The following is a 16,609-nucleotide window of genomic DNA, read 5'->3' on the forward strand; positions in this document are numbered from 1 at the left end:
CAACGAAAACGACTTTCAATGCTCTTTCATCCCCAACAAGGCCCGAAGCGTCAACTCCGTCGCATCGTCGTCCAGCCTGGTCCGATGCGCAATGCCCAGCGCCCTCGACAGCGCCGGCCGCAGCGGTCGCATGCTGATGCGCCGATCGGGCGGCGGCGCGCCTGCCTCGTGCGGCAGCAGCGCGGCGCCGTAGCCTGCTGCCACGAGGTTCCTCATCGCGTCGTTGTAGTTCAATTCGATGCGCGCCTGCGGCCTCTCGCCGGCCGCGGCGAACCATTCGGCGGTCTGGCGGAAGAGCCGGGTGCCGCGGTCATTGGCGATCAAGGGCCGGGCGGCGAGCCAGGCCGGCGTCACGTGCGGCGGCGGTTTCCAATCGGCCGGGATGAACGCCAGCACCGGATCCTTGCGCCAGGCCTGCACGCGCAGGCCGCGGAGCACCGGCTGCGGCAAAGCCACAATGCCGATGTCCAGGCTGCCGGCGGCCAGCCGCGCCAGGGCTTCCTCGCTGGTCATCACCGCGACCTGCACGTCGATCTCCGGATGCCGGGCGGCCAAGGCCTCCAAGGCCTGCGGCAGCAGGTGCGCGAGCGCACCGGTGGACGCGCCCAATCGGACGCGGCCGCCGCGCGCCGCGATCTGCCTTTGAACGGTCTGCAGCAGGTCGTCGGCTTCGGCCAGCAGCCGCCGCGCCCTGTCGATCAGCAAGCTGCCGGCGGACGTCGCGGTGACGCCGGCCGGCGCGCGGTGCAGCAGGCGGGCCCCGAGGCGGGCTTCGAGCTGTGCCACGTGCAGCGTCACCGTGGGCGGTGCCAGATGAAGTGCCTTGGCCGCTGCCGCGAACGAGCCGAGATCGATCACCGTCAGCAGCGTTCGCAGGCGGTCGAGGTTGATTTCGCGCATCGTGCAACTTTCCTCGTTGGAAGGGGATTCAGAATTCCTGAATCCGTAGTTTGTCAGATTCAACTGGTGTGCATGCGATGGGCGATGCACCATGCGTTTCGAACTCAATCGGAGCGCTCCATGACCCCTCTCGTTTTCATCGATGGCGACCAAGGCACCACGGGCCTGCAGGTGCGGCAATGGCTGGCGGGGCGGACCGACCTTCGCTTGCTGCAATTGCCGCCCGAACATCGCAAGAGCGCGGCTCATCGCGCCGAGGCGCTGAACGACTGCGACATCGCATTGCTGTGCCTGCCGGACGACGCCGCGCGCGAGGCCGTGGCGCTGGTGCGCCGTCCTGGCGTGCGGGTGATCGACGCGAGCTCGGCCCATCGCACCGCGCCGGGCTGGGTCTATGGCCTGCCGGAACTGGAAGCTGCGCAGCCCGGGCGCATCGCCAGCGCCGGGCGTGTCAGCAATCCCGGTTGCTACCCGACGGGGGCGCTGGCATTGCTCAAGCCGTTGATCGATGATGGCCTGCTGCCGGCAGACTACCCGCTGGTCATCCACGCGGTGTCGGGCTATTCAGGACGGGGCCGACCCGGCCTCGAGGATCATGAAGGCGCCGGCGCTGCCACCGCGGTGCCCTTCCAGGTCTACGGCCTGGGCCTGAACCACAAGCACGTGCCCGAGATCCAGCAGCATGCCGGCCTGGCGCATGCGCCGGTGTTCGTGCCGGCGTATGGCCACTATCGGCAAGGCATCGTGTTGACGATGGCGCTGCATCTGCGCCTGCTGCCCGCCGGCGTGACGGCCGCGCGCTTGCACGCCGCGCTTCAAGCGCGCTATGCAGGGCAAGCTTTCATCGAGCTGCAATCGCTCGACAAGGAGGTCGATGCGCGGCGGCTCGACCCCCGGGCACTCAACGGCAGCAACCGATTGCGACTCGCGGTTTTTGAGCAGGAGCGCACGGGCCAGGTGCTGTTGGCCGCGGTGTTCGACAACCTGGGAAAGGGCGCCGCGGGAGCGGCGGTGCAGAACCTCGATTTGATGCTCGGATTGTCGGCGGGTACCACACCTGGAGCCCGGTGACCCATTGGGCCGCGCGCGGGCGGCATGACATTTAGCCCGCGGTAGAGAGCGGCCCGGGCTTCCATCGCCCGTGTTGAATTGGCAGCCTTGTGTTGGCACCCGTGCGGATGCGTCGGGGCAGTGTCCTCTGTTCAGGCGCGGACATCCAGCGGCGCGAACGACTTCACCAGGTCGTCCAACGCCTTCAGCTGCGCGAGGAAAGGCTCCAATTGGTCCAGCGGCAGAGCACTGGGGCCGTCGCATTTGGCCTGCGCCGGGTCAGGATGAGCTTCAAGAAAGAGGCCCGCCAAGCCCACCGCCAGGCCCGCACGCGCCAGTTCAGCCACTTGCTCGCGTCGCCCGCCGGAGACGGCAGCGTTCGCCTCGCGTTGCTGGAGGGCATGGGTAACGTCGAAGATGACGGGCAGGTTCCCGGTGACCTTCTTCATGGCACCGAAGCCAAGCATGTCCACCACCAGGTTGTCGTAGCCGAAACAGGTGCCACGGTCGCACAGAATGACCGGGGAGCTTCCCGCCTCCCTGATCTTCTCCACGATATTGAGCACCTGCGGCGGACTCAGGAACTGGGGCTTCTTGACGTTGATGACCTTGCCCGTCCTGGCAAGCGCGACGACCAAGTCAGTCTGGCGGGCGAGAAACGCAGGCAGTTGCAGAACGTCCACGACTTCGGCGACGGGATTCGCCTGCCATGGCTCGTGCACGTCGGTGAGGATGGGCACGCCGAACGCGGCCTTGACGGCTTCGAAGATTTTCAGGCCCTCTTCCAGACCGGGGCCTCGGAAGGAATGGATGGACGAGCGATTCGCCTTGTCGAAACTTGCCTTGAAGACGTATGGGATGCCAAGCTTGCGCGTGACCCGCACGTACTCCTCGGCAGCACGCAGGGCCATGTCCTTCGACTCGAGTACGTTCACGCCGCCAAACAGGACAAAGCCGTTGCTGTTGCTGACGTTGATTGCGGGGGTGATGGCGACGGTCGTCAAGAAGAGTTCTCCTGCAGTGTTGTTGCTCGCATTCTCGCGCTCCGGCCGGCCAATGAAGCACGCCTTTGGCCACCAGTGCCTGGAGCCGGCCAGCACCGACCGTCCACCCGACTGGGCGTTCCGGCTGCCGACGCCGTAGGATTTTCATGAAAACCTTCGAGCTTTATGCTCGGGTCTATGGGGCTGCCAGCAAACAACCATCCCGCTCACATCCATGTTCCTCCCCCCGCAAATTGCAGAGGTCACCGTTGACCAGGCGTGGCGCTACGAGACGCCGTACCCTCCTTTGGGGTTTCGACCTCTGGCCGAGGGGGCGCTCGGCAACGGAGATACGTTTGGGCTCTACTGGCCCATCGGGCTGGAAGCGCGGGAGCCCATCGTGGTCGAGACATGGCACGATTCATGGCAGATCCAACCGGTGTACTCTTCGCTTTCCTCATTCCTGGTCGCGCTCGCGAAGGCTGAGGACGCATACCCTGAACCTCCTTCCCTCGTGGAGGACCCGCGCTCCCCGCGGGCGCTTCTCGAGGATGCGAAGCGGAAGGTGCAGGCGCAAGCCGTGGCAGAGGCTGTCCAGCTCTTGGAAAGAGCACTGGACGTTCTGCCCGAGTACACGGACGCCCTTTGCCTTCTGTGGGCCCAGCATGTTCGGCAAGGGCGCATCGATGAGGCGCTTGCAGTCGCGATCAGGGCCATCATTGCTCCACCGTCATTGGGAGGTCGCGCGACCAGGCCGCTCAGATGGCTGCAGGCGCAAGGCGAAGCGCCGGCCTTGGAGCACGATCCCATCTGGCAAGCACGCGCTGAACTCAAGCTGTCCTATGGAGGCGCGAAGGAGAACGGCGACTACGCCATCTATCGCTCTGCCATCCAGGCCTACCTGGGCGCCTCGCGATACGTTGAGGCGAGCATGCTCATGCAAACCTATGCGGAACTGATGCAGGCGGAGACGGTCGCCTTCCAAGAGCGGCACGGTTTTGTGAAGGCGGAATTCCTGGCTGCGCAGATTGCCGCCAGCGCCAGGCTGCCGCATGGGCCAAGGGCCTGAGTGCCCCGCGCAGACGCTTTGAGAATCCACATGATCCAAATGAGACAACCCGAAGACGCACCGCTCGCATTTCAAACCGCCTGGAACAACCACGACATGGTGTCTCTTGGAGCACTGTTCCACGAGGACGCGACATTCGTGAATCGGTTCGGGCACTACGTGCGCGGCGCCGGGAAGATCGTCGATCTGCATGCCCCCATCCACGCAACCATCTACAGCGATTCCACGCTCGAGAACCAGCTCATCGACCTGGTCACCCTTGCCGACGGCGTGGTGGTCATGCACTTCTGGAGTCGCCTCCGGGTCGGTGCCGCGCACCCGGCAGGTCCGCACGCCGTCGACACGCTGATTCTTGCCGTGCTGACGGAGCGGGCTGGCGAGTGGCGAATCAAGGCGCTCGAGAACGTCACCCTGACGAATCCGCGCACGGGAGAAACCGTGCTGAGAGACGAGCAAGGCTCCTGATCGTGCAGGGACGATATCGACCTCGAGCGCCGCGTGGGAGACGGGCGTGGGTTGCCGATGACACCATGCTGCGGTAGCCTGCCGGCTCCAATACTGCGAGGAGTCTCCGATGCCCAGTCGCTTCATTCTTTCCACTGGCGCCGCCGTCGCCGCCGCCCTGATCATCGGTTGCGGAGCGATGGGGTCATCGGGCGGCAAGTCCATGAGCTTCTTCATCACCAGCGTCAACCCCGGAAAGGGCGGCGACCTCGGCGGCCTGGCCGGAGCCGACCGCTTCTGCCAATCGCTGGCCACGAGTGCCGGGGCGGGCGACAAGACTTGGCGCGCTTACTTGAGCACCGTCGCCGCGAACGGACAGCCGGCTGTCAATGCGCGCGACCGGATCGGCACCGGCCCCTGGACCAACGCCAAGGGAGTGGTCGTCGCCACCAGCGTGGCCGACCTGCACAGCGCCAACGCAAAGGTGGGCAAGGACACCTCGTTGACCGAGAAGGGCGAAGTTGTCTCCGGCTTCGGCGATCCGGTCAACCGCCACGACATCCTCACCGGCTCGCGCCCTGACGGAACCGTGGCCGTGCCCGAACCCGGCAAGGACACCACGTGCGGCAATTGGACCCGAAGCGACGGCGGCTCCGCCATCGTGGGTCACCACGACCACAAGGGCACCAATCCCGATCCGGTAGCCAACGCGTCGTGGAACTCCTCGCACGGTACGCGCGGCTGCAGCGTCGACCAGCTCAAAATGAGCGGCAGCGCCGGGCTGATGTACTGCTTTGCGGCCAACTGACCTTGGCAGATGGGCGGCCCTCGGTCCGCCCGGCGTGCGAGCGCAGGCTGCCGACGTCCAGAAATTGACTCGAATCCCGGGGAAGCGATGGTGGGAAAGCAACTCCAGATTGCCATGAATGAGGCGGACGAGAAGGACTTCGTCGCGTTCTTGCGCAGCGCGGCCGACATCCGGTTGATCGAGGCTTTTGCGCCCACGATCGAAGAGCTGTGGGTGGACGACTTCCATCCCATCTTCAAGGGGCATCACACCTATGCAATCTGGAATACGGCATTTGCGTGGACGCCCGAATACGGAACTGTGGGCGAGCAAGCCCACGATCCGAACAGCGTCGGTTGGCGCTACGTGTCGAATGCCGACGGCGCCCCGCTGCTGCACATGACGCGCAGCAATTCGCTGTCGGGTGTCTCCGGCCGCTTGTTCTGGGCAAAGGACTTCGCTGCCCCCGGTGGACTGGCATACGACGTTGCTTCCTTCTCCCAGTGGATTGACTCGGTCTGGCGGTGGGTTCGCCGGCACGGGAAGAAGTCGAAGGACCTGGACCGGCCCGCAGGGGCGTACGGGACCAAACCGGCCGTTCGCTGATGACCGTCTCGCGAAGCCGCAGCCTCGGTTCTGTCGTTCGGCCCCCGCGCATCTGAGTTGAATTTTTAATTCTTTGGAACTACTCGACCTCCGGCATGCCCGCCGGATGTTGATTTTTGGCGCGCGACATTCAACACTTTGTTACCGAATGCTCATTCGATAACAAAGTTGGAGGGGTCTGTGAACCACATCTACCGCGTCGTCTTCGACCGGCTGCTCGGCCGCGCCCGGGTGGTTTCCGAACTCGCGCGCAGCACCACACGCATATTCCGAGTGAAAAGTGGTGGTGCTCTCGATACGGCACGAGCGGGAGTTGTGCTGCGGGTTGCCCCCAAGCCATCCATCTGACGAGGGCCGCGGAAGACCTGACCGCCAGCGGTCGGCCATGACCGGGCACTGAGGGGTGCTGCCAGCTTGCCAGGGCATCGGTTCGCTGGGCTGAGTTCTGGAAGTCCAACCGCAGGCCCACACGCGTCGCGCGGACTGGATGAACCCCTCGGCCTTGCCGTTGGTCCGTGAAGCGAATTTGAAATCGGTGAACGGCCGCTTTGAAGTTTTCGCGGCGACGTATTCGCAGCCGGTGTTCCAACCGATGAGCGCTGCACCTGCATGCTGGCCGGCGGGCCCTGCCGGCGCCGGGTAGAGAATCCAGGGCTTATGGAACTCCGATCGCTGCGCTACTTCATCGCCGTGCTGGAAGCGGGCAGCCTTTCGCGCGCCGCGGGTGCGCTGTACGTGGCGCAACCCGCGCTCACGGCACAGATCAAGAAGCTTGAGGAGGAGCTTGGCACGCAGCTCTTCGAGCGTTCGCACGTCGGCGTCACGCCCACGGCGGCCGGGCTGCAGCTCTATCACGACGCGCGCAAGCTGCTGTCCGACGCCAGCGCGATGCGCGAGCGCCTGCAGCGCACGCCCGATGGGCCCGAGGGCTCGGTCACGGTGGCCGTACCTTTCCTTCTAGCCTCGCTGCTGCTCGGGCCGGCGCTGGCGCGGCTGAAACAAAGGCATCCACGCATTCGCGTGTTCGTCATCGACGACCTGAGCCTGATGGTGCGCAAGGCCATGGTCGAGCGGCGCGCGGACATCGGGATCCTGGTGGACAGCGATGAAGTGAACGGGCTCGATGTGAAGCCACTTGCGCGGGAGGCGATGTTCGTCTGCGGCTACGACGCCGACGGCAAGGTTGCGGCCATGACCCTGCAGCCCGCCACCGGTGCATCGAAGAAGCGCAAGGCGACTAAGGTGCCGAGACCCGCGATGCCCTTCGCCCGTGCGGCCGGCCTCCCGCTGGTGCTGCAATCGCGCCGATTCAGCATTCGCGCGCAGGTCGAGCGCACTGCGTCGGACCTGGGCCTGGAGCTCAACATCGCGCACGAGCACGATTCCGCTCGCGTGATCCGTTCGCTGTACTTGGCGGGCGCGGGCTTCACCTTTTCTCCCGCCTGCGCCCTGGGCGACGCGCCAGCGGGCGGCAAGCAGTGGCTGGTGGCGCGCGTGGTGCGTCCCGAACTGGCGCGTACCTACTTTCTTGCAACCCCGTCAGCGCGCGAGCCCGACCCCGCGACCCGGGCAGTGATGGACGTGCTCGTCGAAGAAACGCGCCGCATGATCGCATCGGGCCGCTGGGAGGCGGAGTTCCTGTTGGGAGAGAGCTCCGCACCAGGAGCGTCAGGCAAGCCATAGCGCCGGGCACGCCGAGTTGGCAGGGCCATCAACTCTTTTGATGGCCGCGCATCAGCAATCCGTATTTGTTGTTGCGCGCCTTCCGCTGCCAAAGTCGTCTCCATCCCGTGCCGTGGCTCGGACATCCAGGAGACAACTTGCAAACCACAGCCCCCGAGATCGCCAACGTCGGCGAGCTCACATCCCGTGCCGCTCGCATCCACGCGAAGCGGCTTGCCGTCACCAGCGCGCAGCGCTCGGCCACCTACGAAGAACTTGAGCAGCGCTCCAATCGTCTGGCCAACGCGCTGTGCGGCCTCGGCTTGCAGCGCGGCGACCGCGTGGGCGTGTACCTGCCGAACTGCATCGAAATCGTCGAGCTCGAACTGGCGTGCTACAAGGCCGCGCTCGTGAAGGCGCCCATCAACGCGCGGCTGGCGCCGGTCGAAGTGGCCGAGGTCATCGCGGACAGCGAGGCGACGCTGATCGTCACCACCGCCGAACGCGCCGAGAGCTTCTTGCCGCAGCTCAAGAGCGCGCCGCGCCTGCTGCTGCTCGACGCCGCGGAAGACTCCCCCACGTCATACGAAGGCGCGCTTTCTCGCGCCAGCGACCGCTTCACACCCGCACGGGTGAGCGCCGACGAACTCGCGGTGCTGCACTACACCTCGGGCTCCAGCGGCGTGCTCAAAGCCGCGATGCAGACCTTCGGCAACCGCCTCGCGCAACTGCGCAAGTTCCTGATGCGCGCCGACAACCTTCAGCCCGGCGACCTGCTGGGGCTGGTGGGACCGATCACGCACGCATCGGGCATGCAGCTGGTGCCGGCGCTGTGCAGCGGCGCCACGATCCGGCTTTTCAGCGGCTTCGATCCCGGACGCTTCATCGCGGAAATGAAGCGCGAGCGCGTGACCCACACCTTCATGGTGCCGACCATGATCAACATGCTGCTGGCCGAGGTGCAGGGCCGCTACCGCCCATTGCCCGACCTGCGGCGCCTGGGCTACGGCGCCGCGCCGATGGCGCCGGCTCGCATCATGCAGGCCATGGACGTGTTCGGCCCGGTGCTCTCGCAAGGCTATGGTGCGGGGGAGACGACCTCGGGCGTGTGCGGCCTGAGCGTTGAAGACCACCTGTTCGCGAGAGCCGCCATGCCCGAGCGGCTGGCATCGTGCGGGCGGCCGTTTCTCGAGTCGCGGGTGGACATCGTCGACGACGAAGGCCAGCCGGTGGCCGCCGGTGAGATCGGCGAGATCGTGGTGGGAGGCGCCGATGTCTTCGCGGGCTACTGGCGCGCTCCCGAGCTCACGGCCGAGGTGCTGAAGAACGGCCGCTACCACACGGGCGACCTGGCACGTGTGGACGACGACGGCTACATCTACATTGTCGACCGCAAGAAGGACATGGTGATCAGCGGAGGCTTCAACGTGTACCCGTCGGAGGTCGAGGCGGTGTTGTACCAGCACGCCGCGGTCGATGAAGCGTGCGTGTTCAGTGTGCCGGACGACAAGTGGGGCGAGGCCGTGGCCGCGCACATCGTGTTGAAGGCCGGCTCGGCCGCGGACGCAGCCGCGCTCGATGCCTTCTGCGCCGAACGGCTTGCGGGCTTCAAGCGGCCGCGCCGCATCGAGTTTGTCGAGGCACTGCAGAAGAACGCCAACGGAAAAATCGCGCGCAAGGTCATCCAGTCGCCGTACTGGGTGGGCCACGACCGCCGCGTGAACTGAGAAGCCGCACAACCATGACAACGCAAACCATTGCATCCGAGCCCACGGGCGCGGCCGCCGCTGCTTCCAGCGTGCGCTCTCCGCTGTTCGACGGACCGTTCGAAGGTTCGGAACGCGCGGCCGAATTGATTGCGCGCATCGGTGGCTTCATCGACGGCGAGCTGGCTGCGCTGGTCCGCGAGCAAGGCATCGATCACGAGCACGGTGCCGACAAAGCCACGCTGCAGCGCGTGTGGCGACGCTCGCATGAACTGGGCTTCTACGGCATGACGCTGCCCACGAAGATGGGAGGCCTGGGGCTCTCGCTGCTCGACCACGTGTTGATCAAGGAATCGATCTACGCGAGCGGCTCGCCCCTGGCACCGCATGTGTTCGGAGAACTCAGCGGCCCGCCGCGCGTGGGAGCGCTGGCGCGCTATGCCACGCCGATGCAGCTCGCGAATTTCATCGTGCCGGTGGCGCAGGCCGAGAAGGCCATCTGCTTCGCGCTCACCGAGGCCGAGGCCGGCTCGGACCCCGGCGCGCTGCAGACGCAGGCGCGCCTCGAGGGCGACACCTATGTTGTCAACGGGCGCAAGCGCTTCATCTCGGGCTCGCCCTTTGCGGACTACGCGGTGCTGATGGCGTCCACCTCCGACAACCCCGAACGACGCGAGATCTCGGCCTTCTTCGTCGACCTGCGCCAAGACGGCGTGGAGGTGAAGGCCGGCTACAAGACCATGGCGGGCCAGTCCACCACCGGCGACATCCTGCTGACCGATTGCCGCGTGCCCGCCGCCAACCTCATCGGCGAGCCGGGCCGCGGTCTGGCGCTGGCGCTGGGCCGGATCACCGTCAACCGGCTGCTGCATTGCCCCGGCATGGTGGGCTTGGCCACGGTGGCTTTGAAGGATGCCCGCGACTACGCGCGCACGCGGCGCCAGTTCGGTCGGCCGATCGCTCAGTTCCAGGCCATCCAGCATTCGCTGGCCGACATGGCCACGCAGCTGGCTGCAGCGCGCGCGCTGATGATCTCGACCGCGCGCCAGCTCGACGCAGGCGGCGATGCGCGGGCCGATGCGTCGATGGCGAAGCTCTTCTGCTCGGAAGCGGCCTTTCGCATTGCCGACGCGGCGGTGCAGATCCACGGCGGCGAAGGCATCGTGCAGGGCCGGCGTGTGGAGTTCCTGTTCCGCATGCTTCGCATGTACCGCGTGCTCACGGGCACCAGCGAGATACAGAAGAACATCATCGCGCGCGAGCTGCTCGGCGAGGCGCCGTAGGCAGGCCAGAACGAATCACAAAGCAAAAAAAACCGGAGACAAGCGAAATTGAACAACGAACTTACCGATTGCATCGACCATTCACGCCGTGCGCTTTGCCGCGCACTGGCCGCAGCGCCTCTGCTGCCGTTCATGAACGTCGCAAAGGCCGCCGACCAATGGCCCAGCCGCCCCATCAAGTGGGTTGTGCCCTACCTGGCCGGCACCGGTCCCGACACCGGCGCGCGCATCCTCGCCGAGGCGGCCGGCCGCTTGCTTGGCCAACCCGTCGTCATCGAAAACAAGGGCGGTGCCGCCGGCAACATCGGCGCGCGCCAGGTTGCCCGTGCCGCGCCCGACGGATACACATGGATCTACTCCGCCGCGCCCATGGCGGCGAACGTGCTGATGTACCGCAGCCCCGGCTACGACGTGATGAAGGACTTCCGCCATGTCATGCGGCTTACCACGTCGGATGTGCTGCTGGTCGTCAACCCGGCGTCGGGCATCGAGACGCTGCAGGACCTCGTTACCAAGGCGCGTGCCGCCCCCGGCAAGCTGGACTATGCCTCCGGCGGCGTGGGCACGCCGTCGCATCTTGGCGTGGAGCTGTTCCTCAATGCCGCGGACATCAGCGCCACTCATGTTCCGTACAAGGGCGCGTCCGAGCTGGTCAACGCCGTGCTGGGCGGGCAGGTGAGCTTCGGCATGCCCATCTTCGCGGTGGCCTTCCCGCAGGTGAAGGCCGGCAAGCTCAAGGCACTGGGCGTTGCCGGCACGCGGCGCAACGCCAGCCTGCCAGACGTGCCAACGCTGGCCGAGCAAGGCGTGCAGGGAGTGCAACTGACGTCATGGGGCGGGCTCTCGCTGCCCGCGGGCACGCCCGATGCGATCGCGGCGCGTGTTTACGAGGTCTTCAGCCAAATGCTCAAGGACCCCCAGGTGATCGCATCATTGAGCGAACTGGGTAGCCAGGTTTCGCCTTCGACACCCGAGGGTTATCTGCAGGTTATCCGGCATGAAGTCGAGTTGACAGGGCAGATGATGAAGAGCGCCAAGATATCGCCGCTTTAGAAAAAGCTCGCGCTGGGGTGCTCGGCCGAATGAACTGCCTTCGCGTTTTCCTTTTCCTTGTGAGGCGATGTTTTTATCAGGTCCTGCAGCGGCCGCCGAGCTTGGCTGTGCTTCAGAAATGAGCTCTGCGAAAACCAGCTTCGAGAGCTCGCTACTTCGGCTTTGGAGACAGGCGATCGGCGGCCTCGGGTCCGAAGCCGTCTTCCGCTTCGATTTAAAGCGGACTTGTCAAGAGGTCGAAGCTGGCCGTCCCAGAACGATAATTTCGAGGTAGTGAGTGCGCCTTATATTTTCCAAGTCCAAGCAGGCGCGGTAGTGGAACGTGTCACCTTGAACGGACTTCGTTCTGCCATGTTTATAGCTCTGCTCATCGCAGTGGGCTGCACGAAACCGGAGCCATTGCCTTTGAGCGACCACCAGTTGGCGCTCTCGCGGTTTATTAGTGAGAAGTAGCTTCGCTCGGGCTTCTCGATACACGGTGTTTAGACGCTCGTCGGAGTCAGCTAGAAAAGCGCTGGAATACGCGTCCATTTCGCTCGGTAAGCTTTCCTTGCAAACTCGAACAGGCAACAGCGGTTCTCTCGGGTCCCTGAATAGCGCAGTGCTCGGACAGTTCTTGTCCTGTGGTGCGCGACCTGGTGATTCGACGAGGTCAAAGGCCGTGCATCGGACGTATTGACGCGGCGTCGCAGGCGCAGACGGCTCAACCTGTGCGTATGCCAAGCCGGGCTGCTCCGACATGACTGATGCAATCAGCACGAATGCACGTATAGCTGCAGAGGACTTCATCGTCATTTGCTTGAACTTATGAGTGACCGCAAATGGCCGCCTGTAGCGGTTGCGCCGCCGTCATGAACGGGCCCGTTGCTGGCTTTGCCCGATCTGTCAGTGACGCTTGACGAATTTACCTTCGGCCGGTGAACTGGGGGCGTCCAACTCCGCATTCATTTGGGTCTGAATCTTCTGCAAAGAATCCGCGGAACCTTGGCCGTACCCCTCATGCAGGGCGTTCGCGATGTGTCGCGCGGCATCGGCCAGGATGGTGCCCCAAGCCTTAGCCTCATCAATCGACGTTGATTCGGCGTACATGCCCACCTTGATCGAGCAATGAAGGCGCTTCTCAGCTATCCAAACACGCAGCATTTCAACGGCATCTTTGTCTCGATACGCCGCCTCAGGAATCAGCCGCTCATTCATTCAATTCAGTCCTATTTATGTGTCTGCTTCCCGCCGAAGGTAGTCGGCTAGCTTCACGGCAGGCTAAAGGAGGAGATAAGCTTCATACGCTTCGGTTTTGCTCGATTTGATGGATACGAGGTTGGACGTCCGCTATGGGGGATTTCCACGTCCGGCACCAATGACCGGTTGTGGCCGACTGACGTCACGGCAACTCAAACAGGTATGGTTTTCGAACACGTTGAACACTTCGCTCATCGCAGGCGCCTAGCGACCTGAAGTTCGCCCTGGCCTGAGCCAAACTGAGATTCCCGTTCGGACCTCCTCGAACGACGGATGCGTCATCGTCGTCCTGTCCGTCGTCCTCCCAGAAACACACTGGACAAATCTCGTATCCGCCGCGCTCTGCGAGGGTGATATGTCGACAGCAGGGGCACGGGAGACCAGGCTTTTCTGTGGGGACGACGTAGGTAGGCGTCTTCATATCAAATGGACCACTCATCGTGAGCGACAGCTGTTGGCCGCATGCCGCCTCCGTCAGGCCCGCGCGTTGAACGACTCGTCGTACGACACATTGCCGCATGGCATGGCTGCGCCGCCAAAGGACACGGCCTGGAAGTACTCGGGCGGAACGTTCGGAAGGACAAGGCCGGGCTCGGCCCGAAAGCCGAATCGACCGTAGAAGCCGGGCTCGCCGAGAACGACGCACCCGAAGGCTCCGCTTTCGCGCAGCGCACTCAGTGCTTCGCGCATGAGGCGTGAGCCAACCCCCTGGCCCTGATAGGCCGGCAACACTGAAATGGGGCCAAGACCATGCCAGCCCGAAGCCCCGTCCGAGATGGATACCGGCGATACAGCCACGTGGCCGACTACTTCCCCGTCGACCGCTGCGACCAGGGATACTGTCAACTTTCCAGCCTTGCGCAGCGCCTTGACGATGAACTGCTCCGTATGGTCTGTATGGGGCGTAGCCAGAAATGCAGCGGTCGTCACTGCATCAATGGCATCCACGTCATTCGCCATCTCGTTCCTGATTTCGACGCTCATTGAACTCCTGTGATGCGGGTGTCGGTTAAGCCATCGTCGGATTCTGTCTTGGCTTCGACAGTCCGCTCCTGGCCGACTGCAGCCGGTTGCGCCTTACGGCGCTTCGCACCTGAGCCGGCATAGCCGTCGTGCGGAAGCAGAGCGTTCCCAACGACCTTGTACTTGGCACCGCCGTTCAGGCGTGCAACGGGATTGCTTCATAGCGGCTTGCTCATGCGCAAGATCGGGACCGCAACGCCGCCGCGGTCGTCCGTGAGGCGTTCGCATGGCTCGTAGCCGCAGGCGCGGTAGAGCGGTTCGCCTGCCATGGTGGCCATCAGTTCAACTTTCTTGAAGCCTTCGGACCGTGCCGCCCCCTCGCAGAGCGAGAGAATCAGCCGACCCACGCCTTTGCGCGTGTGTTGCGGGTGGGTGTACATGGCGCGGACCCGCGCCGCATCCTTCGCTGGGTCGAGCAGGACAGCGCTGCGACCGGGCGACTGGTCTCCGCCGTACAGGGTGGCGCGGCGGCTCCATCCACCGCAACCTGCAACCCTGCCGTCCACTTCCACGACGAAATAAGTTCGATCATCGATGAGCTGGGTGTCCAACCCCATGATCGCCCGGCTCGACGCAATCTGGCTTTCGTCGAGGAACGGCTTCTGCAATTCGGATATTGCAGCGTCCATCAAGGCCCTTAGCGCGTCAATGTCGTCGCGGTAGGCAAGCCGGTAGGTCAGGTTCGCACTTGTCATGGTTCGCTCCTTGAGGCCGCCTGCGCATTCACCAATTTAGACTAGATCAAGTCGCTGCTCGTTTGCAAGCGCCGATGCTTGAGACTGAACGTCCGATCGTGGCCGACTGTAGTCGAAGGTGGTTGGCGCCGGGGGGCCGAAGCCGTCAGCTGGCTTGTTCGAAAGCCGTCATTCGTTGCGACCGCAATGGGAGGCCAGACCTCAGGGCTGGCAGACGGCTTCCAGATGTTCGTGCGTGGAACGTGTTTCTCATATCCAGTCCCATCATCAACGCCGACGACTTGATGGCCGACGCAGGGTCGAAGGTTGCAAGAACTCGTCCGCGGGAGGCCCGCAAGTCATTCCAAACGATCAGCCGCAGCTTGATATTGGTCAAGCACCGGCGCCACCGCGCACCCTAGGATGCCCTGACCGAATCAAGGAGCTTCTTGTGAAAGCATATTTTGTGGGTGGCGGCATCGGCTCTCTGGCAGGCGCGGCATTCATGATCCGTGACGCGGGCGTCGCGGGCGCACAGATCACCATCATCGAGCGCTCGGCGATTGCCGGCGGCAGCCTGGACGCCGCGCCGCATGCGACCGGCGGCTACTCTCTGCGTGGTGGGCGCATGCTGACTTCTGACCACTACGAATGCCTGTGGGATCTGCTGAAGACCATCCCCTCGCTCGACCACCCGGAAGAATCGGTCTTTGAAGAGACGGCTCGCTTCAACCGCGAGCATCCGGCCCACTCGAGTGCGCGCCTTGTCGACCAGCACCGCTTCAAGCTCGACCTGAGTTCGATGGGTTTCACCAACGCCGACCGGCTGGAGCTGGTGCGCCTCGCCGAGACCTCCGAAGACGCATTGGGCACCAGCCGCATCACAGACTGGCTCTCGCCCCCATTCTTCCGTACCAACTTCTGGTGGATGTGGCAGACTACTTTTGCCTTCCAGCCCTGGCACAGTGCAGTCGAATTGAAGCGCTATCTGCATCGCTTCATGAATGAGTTCCCGCGCATCGAGACTCTGGCAGGCGTGAAGCGCACGGTCTACAACCAGTACGACTCGATCGTGCAGCCACTCGAAGCATGGCTGCGCGCGGGCGGCGTGAATTTCGTGCGCGGCACGACCGTGACCGAAATGGACCTGCGCGACGAAGGAGGCCAGGTCACAGTGCAGGCGCTGCATGTGCTCGACGACGCGGGCACGCGACGGATCGCCGTCGGCGCCGAGGACTTGGTCTTCTTCCAGAACGCGTCGATGACCGATGCGTCGAGCACTGGTTCGATGGAGTTCGCCGCGCCGCGCCTGACGATGGCCGACAGCGGCGGCTGGACGCTATGGGAGAAGATCGCACGCGGCCGGCCGGAATTCGGCAACCCCGCAGCGTTCAACAGCAGCATCGCCGAGTCATACTGGGCCTCGTTCACGGTCACCTGCAATACGACGGCCTTCTTCGACCGCATGGAGAGCTTCTCTGGCGACCGTGCTGGTACCGGCGGACTGGTAACGTTCAAGGACTCGAATTGGCAGATGTCGGTGGTGCTGTACCACCAACCCCACTTCCGCGACCAGCGCGCCGACCAGCAGGTCTTCTGGGGCTACGCGCTGCAGCCAGACCGCGTCGGAAACTTCGTACCCAAGGCGATGAGCGACTGCAGCGGCGCCGAGATACTGCAAGAATTGCGCGGCCACCTGAACTTCGACCCCGAGGTGCTGGCCGGCGCGATCTGCATCCCCTGCCGCCTGCCCTACATCACCAGCATGTTCATGCCACGCGCCAAGACCGACCGGCCGTTGCCGGTGCCCAAGTGCTCCCGCAACCTGGCCTTCGTGAGTCAGTTCGTCGAGATCGGCGACGACGTGGTGTTCACGGTCGAGTATTCGGTGCGTGCGGCGCAGATGGCGGTCTATCAGTTGCTGGGCGTGCGACGCCAGGTGCCACCGATCACGCGTCACGACCACTCGCTCAAGGTCATGTTCGATTCGCTGGTGAAGTCCTTCAGCTGAGGTCGCAACACGGCTCGCGCCGAAGTTGCAGAACAACGCCGCTCCGATGTTGCAGGTCATCAACTCGCCCTGTTGAACCGTCTTGGCAAACTCTCCAGCGGCCGGCTGGCTTCGCTTGC

Annotated in this window: 18 protein-coding genes; 11 read left to right on the plus strand and 7 right to left on the minus strand. The window is 64.3% G+C overall.

Translation table 11 applies throughout. The features are described from left to right. Nucleotides 1-15: 15 nt before the first annotated feature. Nucleotides 16-900 carry a LysR family transcriptional regulator gene (locus ACAM54_RS31535; protein ID WP_192326894.1) on the minus strand — a complete coding sequence of 295 codons (885 nt, stop codon included), beginning with the start codon at nucleotides 898-900 and terminating at the stop codon, nucleotides 16-18. A gap of 120 nt (nucleotides 901-1,020) precedes the next feature. On the opposite strand from ACAM54_RS31535, the gene argC reads away from it, so the two are divergent. Next, nucleotides 1,021-1,971 (plus strand): N-acetyl-gamma-glutamyl-phosphate reductase, encoded by a 951-nt coding sequence (argC, locus tag ACAM54_RS31540; RefSeq protein ID WP_369651099.1) that lies wholly within the window; start codon nucleotides 1,021-1,023, stop codon nucleotides 1,969-1,971. Nucleotides 1,972-2,102: 131 nt separating this feature from the next. Here the strand turns inward: argC and kdsA are convergent, their stop codons facing one another. Beyond that, on the minus strand, nucleotides 2,103-2,954 hold the full coding sequence (gene kdsA / locus ACAM54_RS31545) for a 3-deoxy-8-phosphooctulonate synthase (protein WP_369651098.1): 852 nt from the start codon (nucleotides 2,952-2,954) through the stop codon (nucleotides 2,103-2,105). 214 nt (nucleotides 2,955-3,168) lie between these two features. Between kdsA and ACAM54_RS31550 the strand changes: the two genes are divergently transcribed. The 9 genes from ACAM54_RS31550 (at nucleotide 3,169) to ACAM54_RS31590 (ending at nucleotide 11,543) form a co-directional block, all read left to right on the plus strand. Further along, nucleotides 3,169-4,002, plus strand: a complete 834-nt coding sequence (locus ACAM54_RS31550) for a hypothetical protein (protein ID WP_369651097.1) — start codon at nucleotides 3,169-3,171, stop codon at nucleotides 4,000-4,002. A 30-nt stretch (nucleotides 4,003-4,032) separates the two neighbouring features. After that, a complete protein-coding gene (locus ACAM54_RS31555) occupies nucleotides 4,033-4,467 on the plus strand; it encodes an SgcJ/EcaC family oxidoreductase (protein WP_369651096.1) in 435 nt (144 codons plus the stop codon). Nucleotides 4,468-4,576: 109 nt separating this feature from the next. Next, nucleotides 4,577-5,254 carry a hypothetical protein gene (locus ACAM54_RS31560; protein WP_145747122.1) on the plus strand — a complete coding sequence of 226 codons (678 nt, stop codon included), beginning with the start codon at nucleotides 4,577-4,579 and terminating at the stop codon, nucleotides 5,252-5,254. Between the two features lie 114 nt (nucleotides 5,255-5,368). Beyond that, nucleotides 5,369-5,839: a hypothetical protein gene (locus ACAM54_RS31565; protein WP_369651095.1), complete on the plus strand. Its 471-nt coding sequence runs from the start codon at nucleotides 5,369-5,371 to the stop codon at nucleotides 5,837-5,839. Nucleotides 5,840-6,019: 180 nt separating this feature from the next. Continuing rightward, nucleotides 6,020-6,187: an ESPR-type extended signal peptide-containing protein gene (locus ACAM54_RS31570; RefSeq protein WP_369651094.1), complete on the plus strand. Its 168-nt coding sequence runs from the start codon at nucleotides 6,020-6,022 to the stop codon at nucleotides 6,185-6,187. Nucleotides 6,188-6,496: 309 nt separating this feature from the next. Further along, a complete protein-coding gene (locus tag ACAM54_RS31575; RefSeq protein WP_369651093.1) occupies nucleotides 6,497-7,522 on the plus strand; it encodes a LysR family transcriptional regulator in 1,026 nt (341 codons plus the stop codon). A gap of 137 nt (nucleotides 7,523-7,659) precedes the next feature. Continuing rightward, on the plus strand, nucleotides 7,660-9,228 hold the full coding sequence (locus tag ACAM54_RS31580; RefSeq protein WP_369651092.1) for an AMP-binding protein: 1,569 nt from the start codon (nucleotides 7,660-7,662) through the stop codon (nucleotides 9,226-9,228). Between the two features lie 14 nt (nucleotides 9,229-9,242). Beyond that, nucleotides 9,243-10,490 (plus strand): acyl-CoA dehydrogenase family protein, encoded by a 1,248-nt coding sequence (locus tag ACAM54_RS31585; protein WP_369651091.1) that lies wholly within the window; start codon nucleotides 9,243-9,245, stop codon nucleotides 10,488-10,490. A 48-nt stretch (nucleotides 10,491-10,538) separates the two neighbouring features. Continuing rightward, nucleotides 10,539-11,543 (plus strand): Bug family tripartite tricarboxylate transporter substrate binding protein, encoded by a 1,005-nt coding sequence (locus ACAM54_RS31590; RefSeq protein WP_369651090.1) that lies wholly within the window; start codon nucleotides 10,539-10,541, stop codon nucleotides 11,541-11,543. A gap of 228 nt (nucleotides 11,544-11,771) precedes the next feature. On the opposite strand, the gene ACAM54_RS31595 is transcribed toward ACAM54_RS31590, so the two are convergent. The 5 genes from ACAM54_RS31595 to ACAM54_RS31615 form a co-directional block, all read right to left on the minus strand. Then, nucleotides 11,772-12,338, minus strand: coding sequence for a lysozyme inhibitor LprI family protein (locus ACAM54_RS31595; RefSeq protein ID WP_369651901.1), 567 nt, complete (start codon nucleotides 12,336-12,338; stop codon nucleotides 11,772-11,774). Nucleotides 12,339-12,428: 90 nt separating this feature from the next. Next, nucleotides 12,429-12,740, minus strand: coding sequence for a DUF5076 domain-containing protein (locus tag ACAM54_RS31600; protein WP_369651089.1), 312 nt, complete (start codon nucleotides 12,738-12,740; stop codon nucleotides 12,429-12,431). 184 nt (nucleotides 12,741-12,924) lie between these two features. Next, complete coding sequence (locus tag ACAM54_RS31605; RefSeq protein WP_369651902.1) at nucleotides 12,925-13,302, minus strand: CPCC family cysteine-rich protein; 378 nt, start codon at nucleotides 13,300-13,302, stop codon at nucleotides 12,925-12,927. Next, a complete protein-coding gene (locus tag ACAM54_RS31610) occupies nucleotides 13,257-13,766 on the minus strand; it encodes a GNAT family N-acetyltransferase (RefSeq protein WP_145747829.1) in 510 nt (169 codons plus the stop codon). The genes ACAM54_RS31605 and ACAM54_RS31610 overlap by 46 nt, the downstream gene beginning before the upstream one ends. A gap of 197 nt (nucleotides 13,767-13,963) precedes the next feature. Then, nucleotides 13,964-14,500 carry a GNAT family N-acetyltransferase gene (locus tag ACAM54_RS31615; protein WP_369651087.1) on the minus strand — a complete coding sequence of 179 codons (537 nt, stop codon included), beginning with the start codon at nucleotides 14,498-14,500 and terminating at the stop codon, nucleotides 13,964-13,966. A 430-nt stretch (nucleotides 14,501-14,930) separates the two neighbouring features. Here ACAM54_RS31615 and ACAM54_RS31620 point away from each other — a divergent pair, with 430 nt between their 5' ends. Next, entirely contained in the window at nucleotides 14,931-16,490 is a 1,560-nt protein-coding gene (locus ACAM54_RS31620; protein WP_369651862.1) for an oleate hydratase, read from the plus strand. Nucleotides 16,491-16,609 lie beyond the last annotated feature (119 nt).

This window comes from Variovorax sp. V93 (genome assembly GCF_041154485.1).
GTDB classification, from domain to species: Bacteria; Pseudomonadota; Gammaproteobacteria; order Burkholderiales; family Burkholderiaceae_C; genus Variovorax; species Variovorax beijingensis_A.

Coding starts and splice junctions, on each gene's coding strand:
- ACAM54_RS31535 (WP_192326894.1), bottom strand. CDS start 900: ATGCGCGAAATCAACCTCGACCGCCTGCGAACGCTGCTGACGGTGATC.
- argC (WP_369651099.1), top strand. CDS start 1,021: ATGACCCCTCTCGTTTTCATCGATGGCGACCAAGGCACCACGGGCCTG.
- ACAM54_RS31550 (WP_369651097.1), top strand. CDS start 3,169: ATGTTCCTCCCCCCGCAAATTGCAGAGGTCACCGTTGACCAGGCGTGG.
- ACAM54_RS31555 (WP_369651096.1), top strand. CDS start 4,033: ATGATCCAAATGAGACAACCCGAAGACGCACCGCTCGCATTTCAAACC.
- ACAM54_RS31560 (WP_145747122.1), top strand. CDS start 4,577: ATGCCCAGTCGCTTCATTCTTTCCACTGGCGCCGCCGTCGCCGCCGCC.
- ACAM54_RS31565 (WP_369651095.1), top strand. CDS start 5,369: ATGAATGAGGCGGACGAGAAGGACTTCGTCGCGTTCTTGCGCAGCGCG.
- ACAM54_RS31575 (WP_369651093.1), top strand. CDS start 6,497: ATGGAACTCCGATCGCTGCGCTACTTCATCGCCGTGCTGGAAGCGGGC.
- ACAM54_RS31585 (WP_369651091.1), top strand. CDS start 9,243: ATGACAACGCAAACCATTGCATCCGAGCCCACGGGCGCGGCCGCCGCT.
- ACAM54_RS31595 (WP_369651901.1), bottom strand. CDS start 12,338: ATGACGATGAAGTCCTCTGCAGCTATACGTGCATTCGTGCTGATTGCA.
- ACAM54_RS31600 (WP_369651089.1), bottom strand. CDS start 12,740: ATGAATGAGCGGCTGATTCCTGAGGCGGCGTATCGAGACAAAGATGCC.
- ACAM54_RS31605 (WP_369651902.1), bottom strand. CDS start 13,302: ATGCGGCAATGTGTCGTACGACGAGTCGTTCAACGCGCGGGCCTGACG.
- ACAM54_RS31610 (WP_145747829.1), bottom strand. CDS start 13,766: ATGAGCGTCGAAATCAGGAACGAGATGGCGAATGACGTGGATGCCATT.
- ACAM54_RS31615 (WP_369651087.1), bottom strand. CDS start 14,500: ATGACAAGTGCGAACCTGACCTACCGGCTTGCCTACCGCGACGACATT.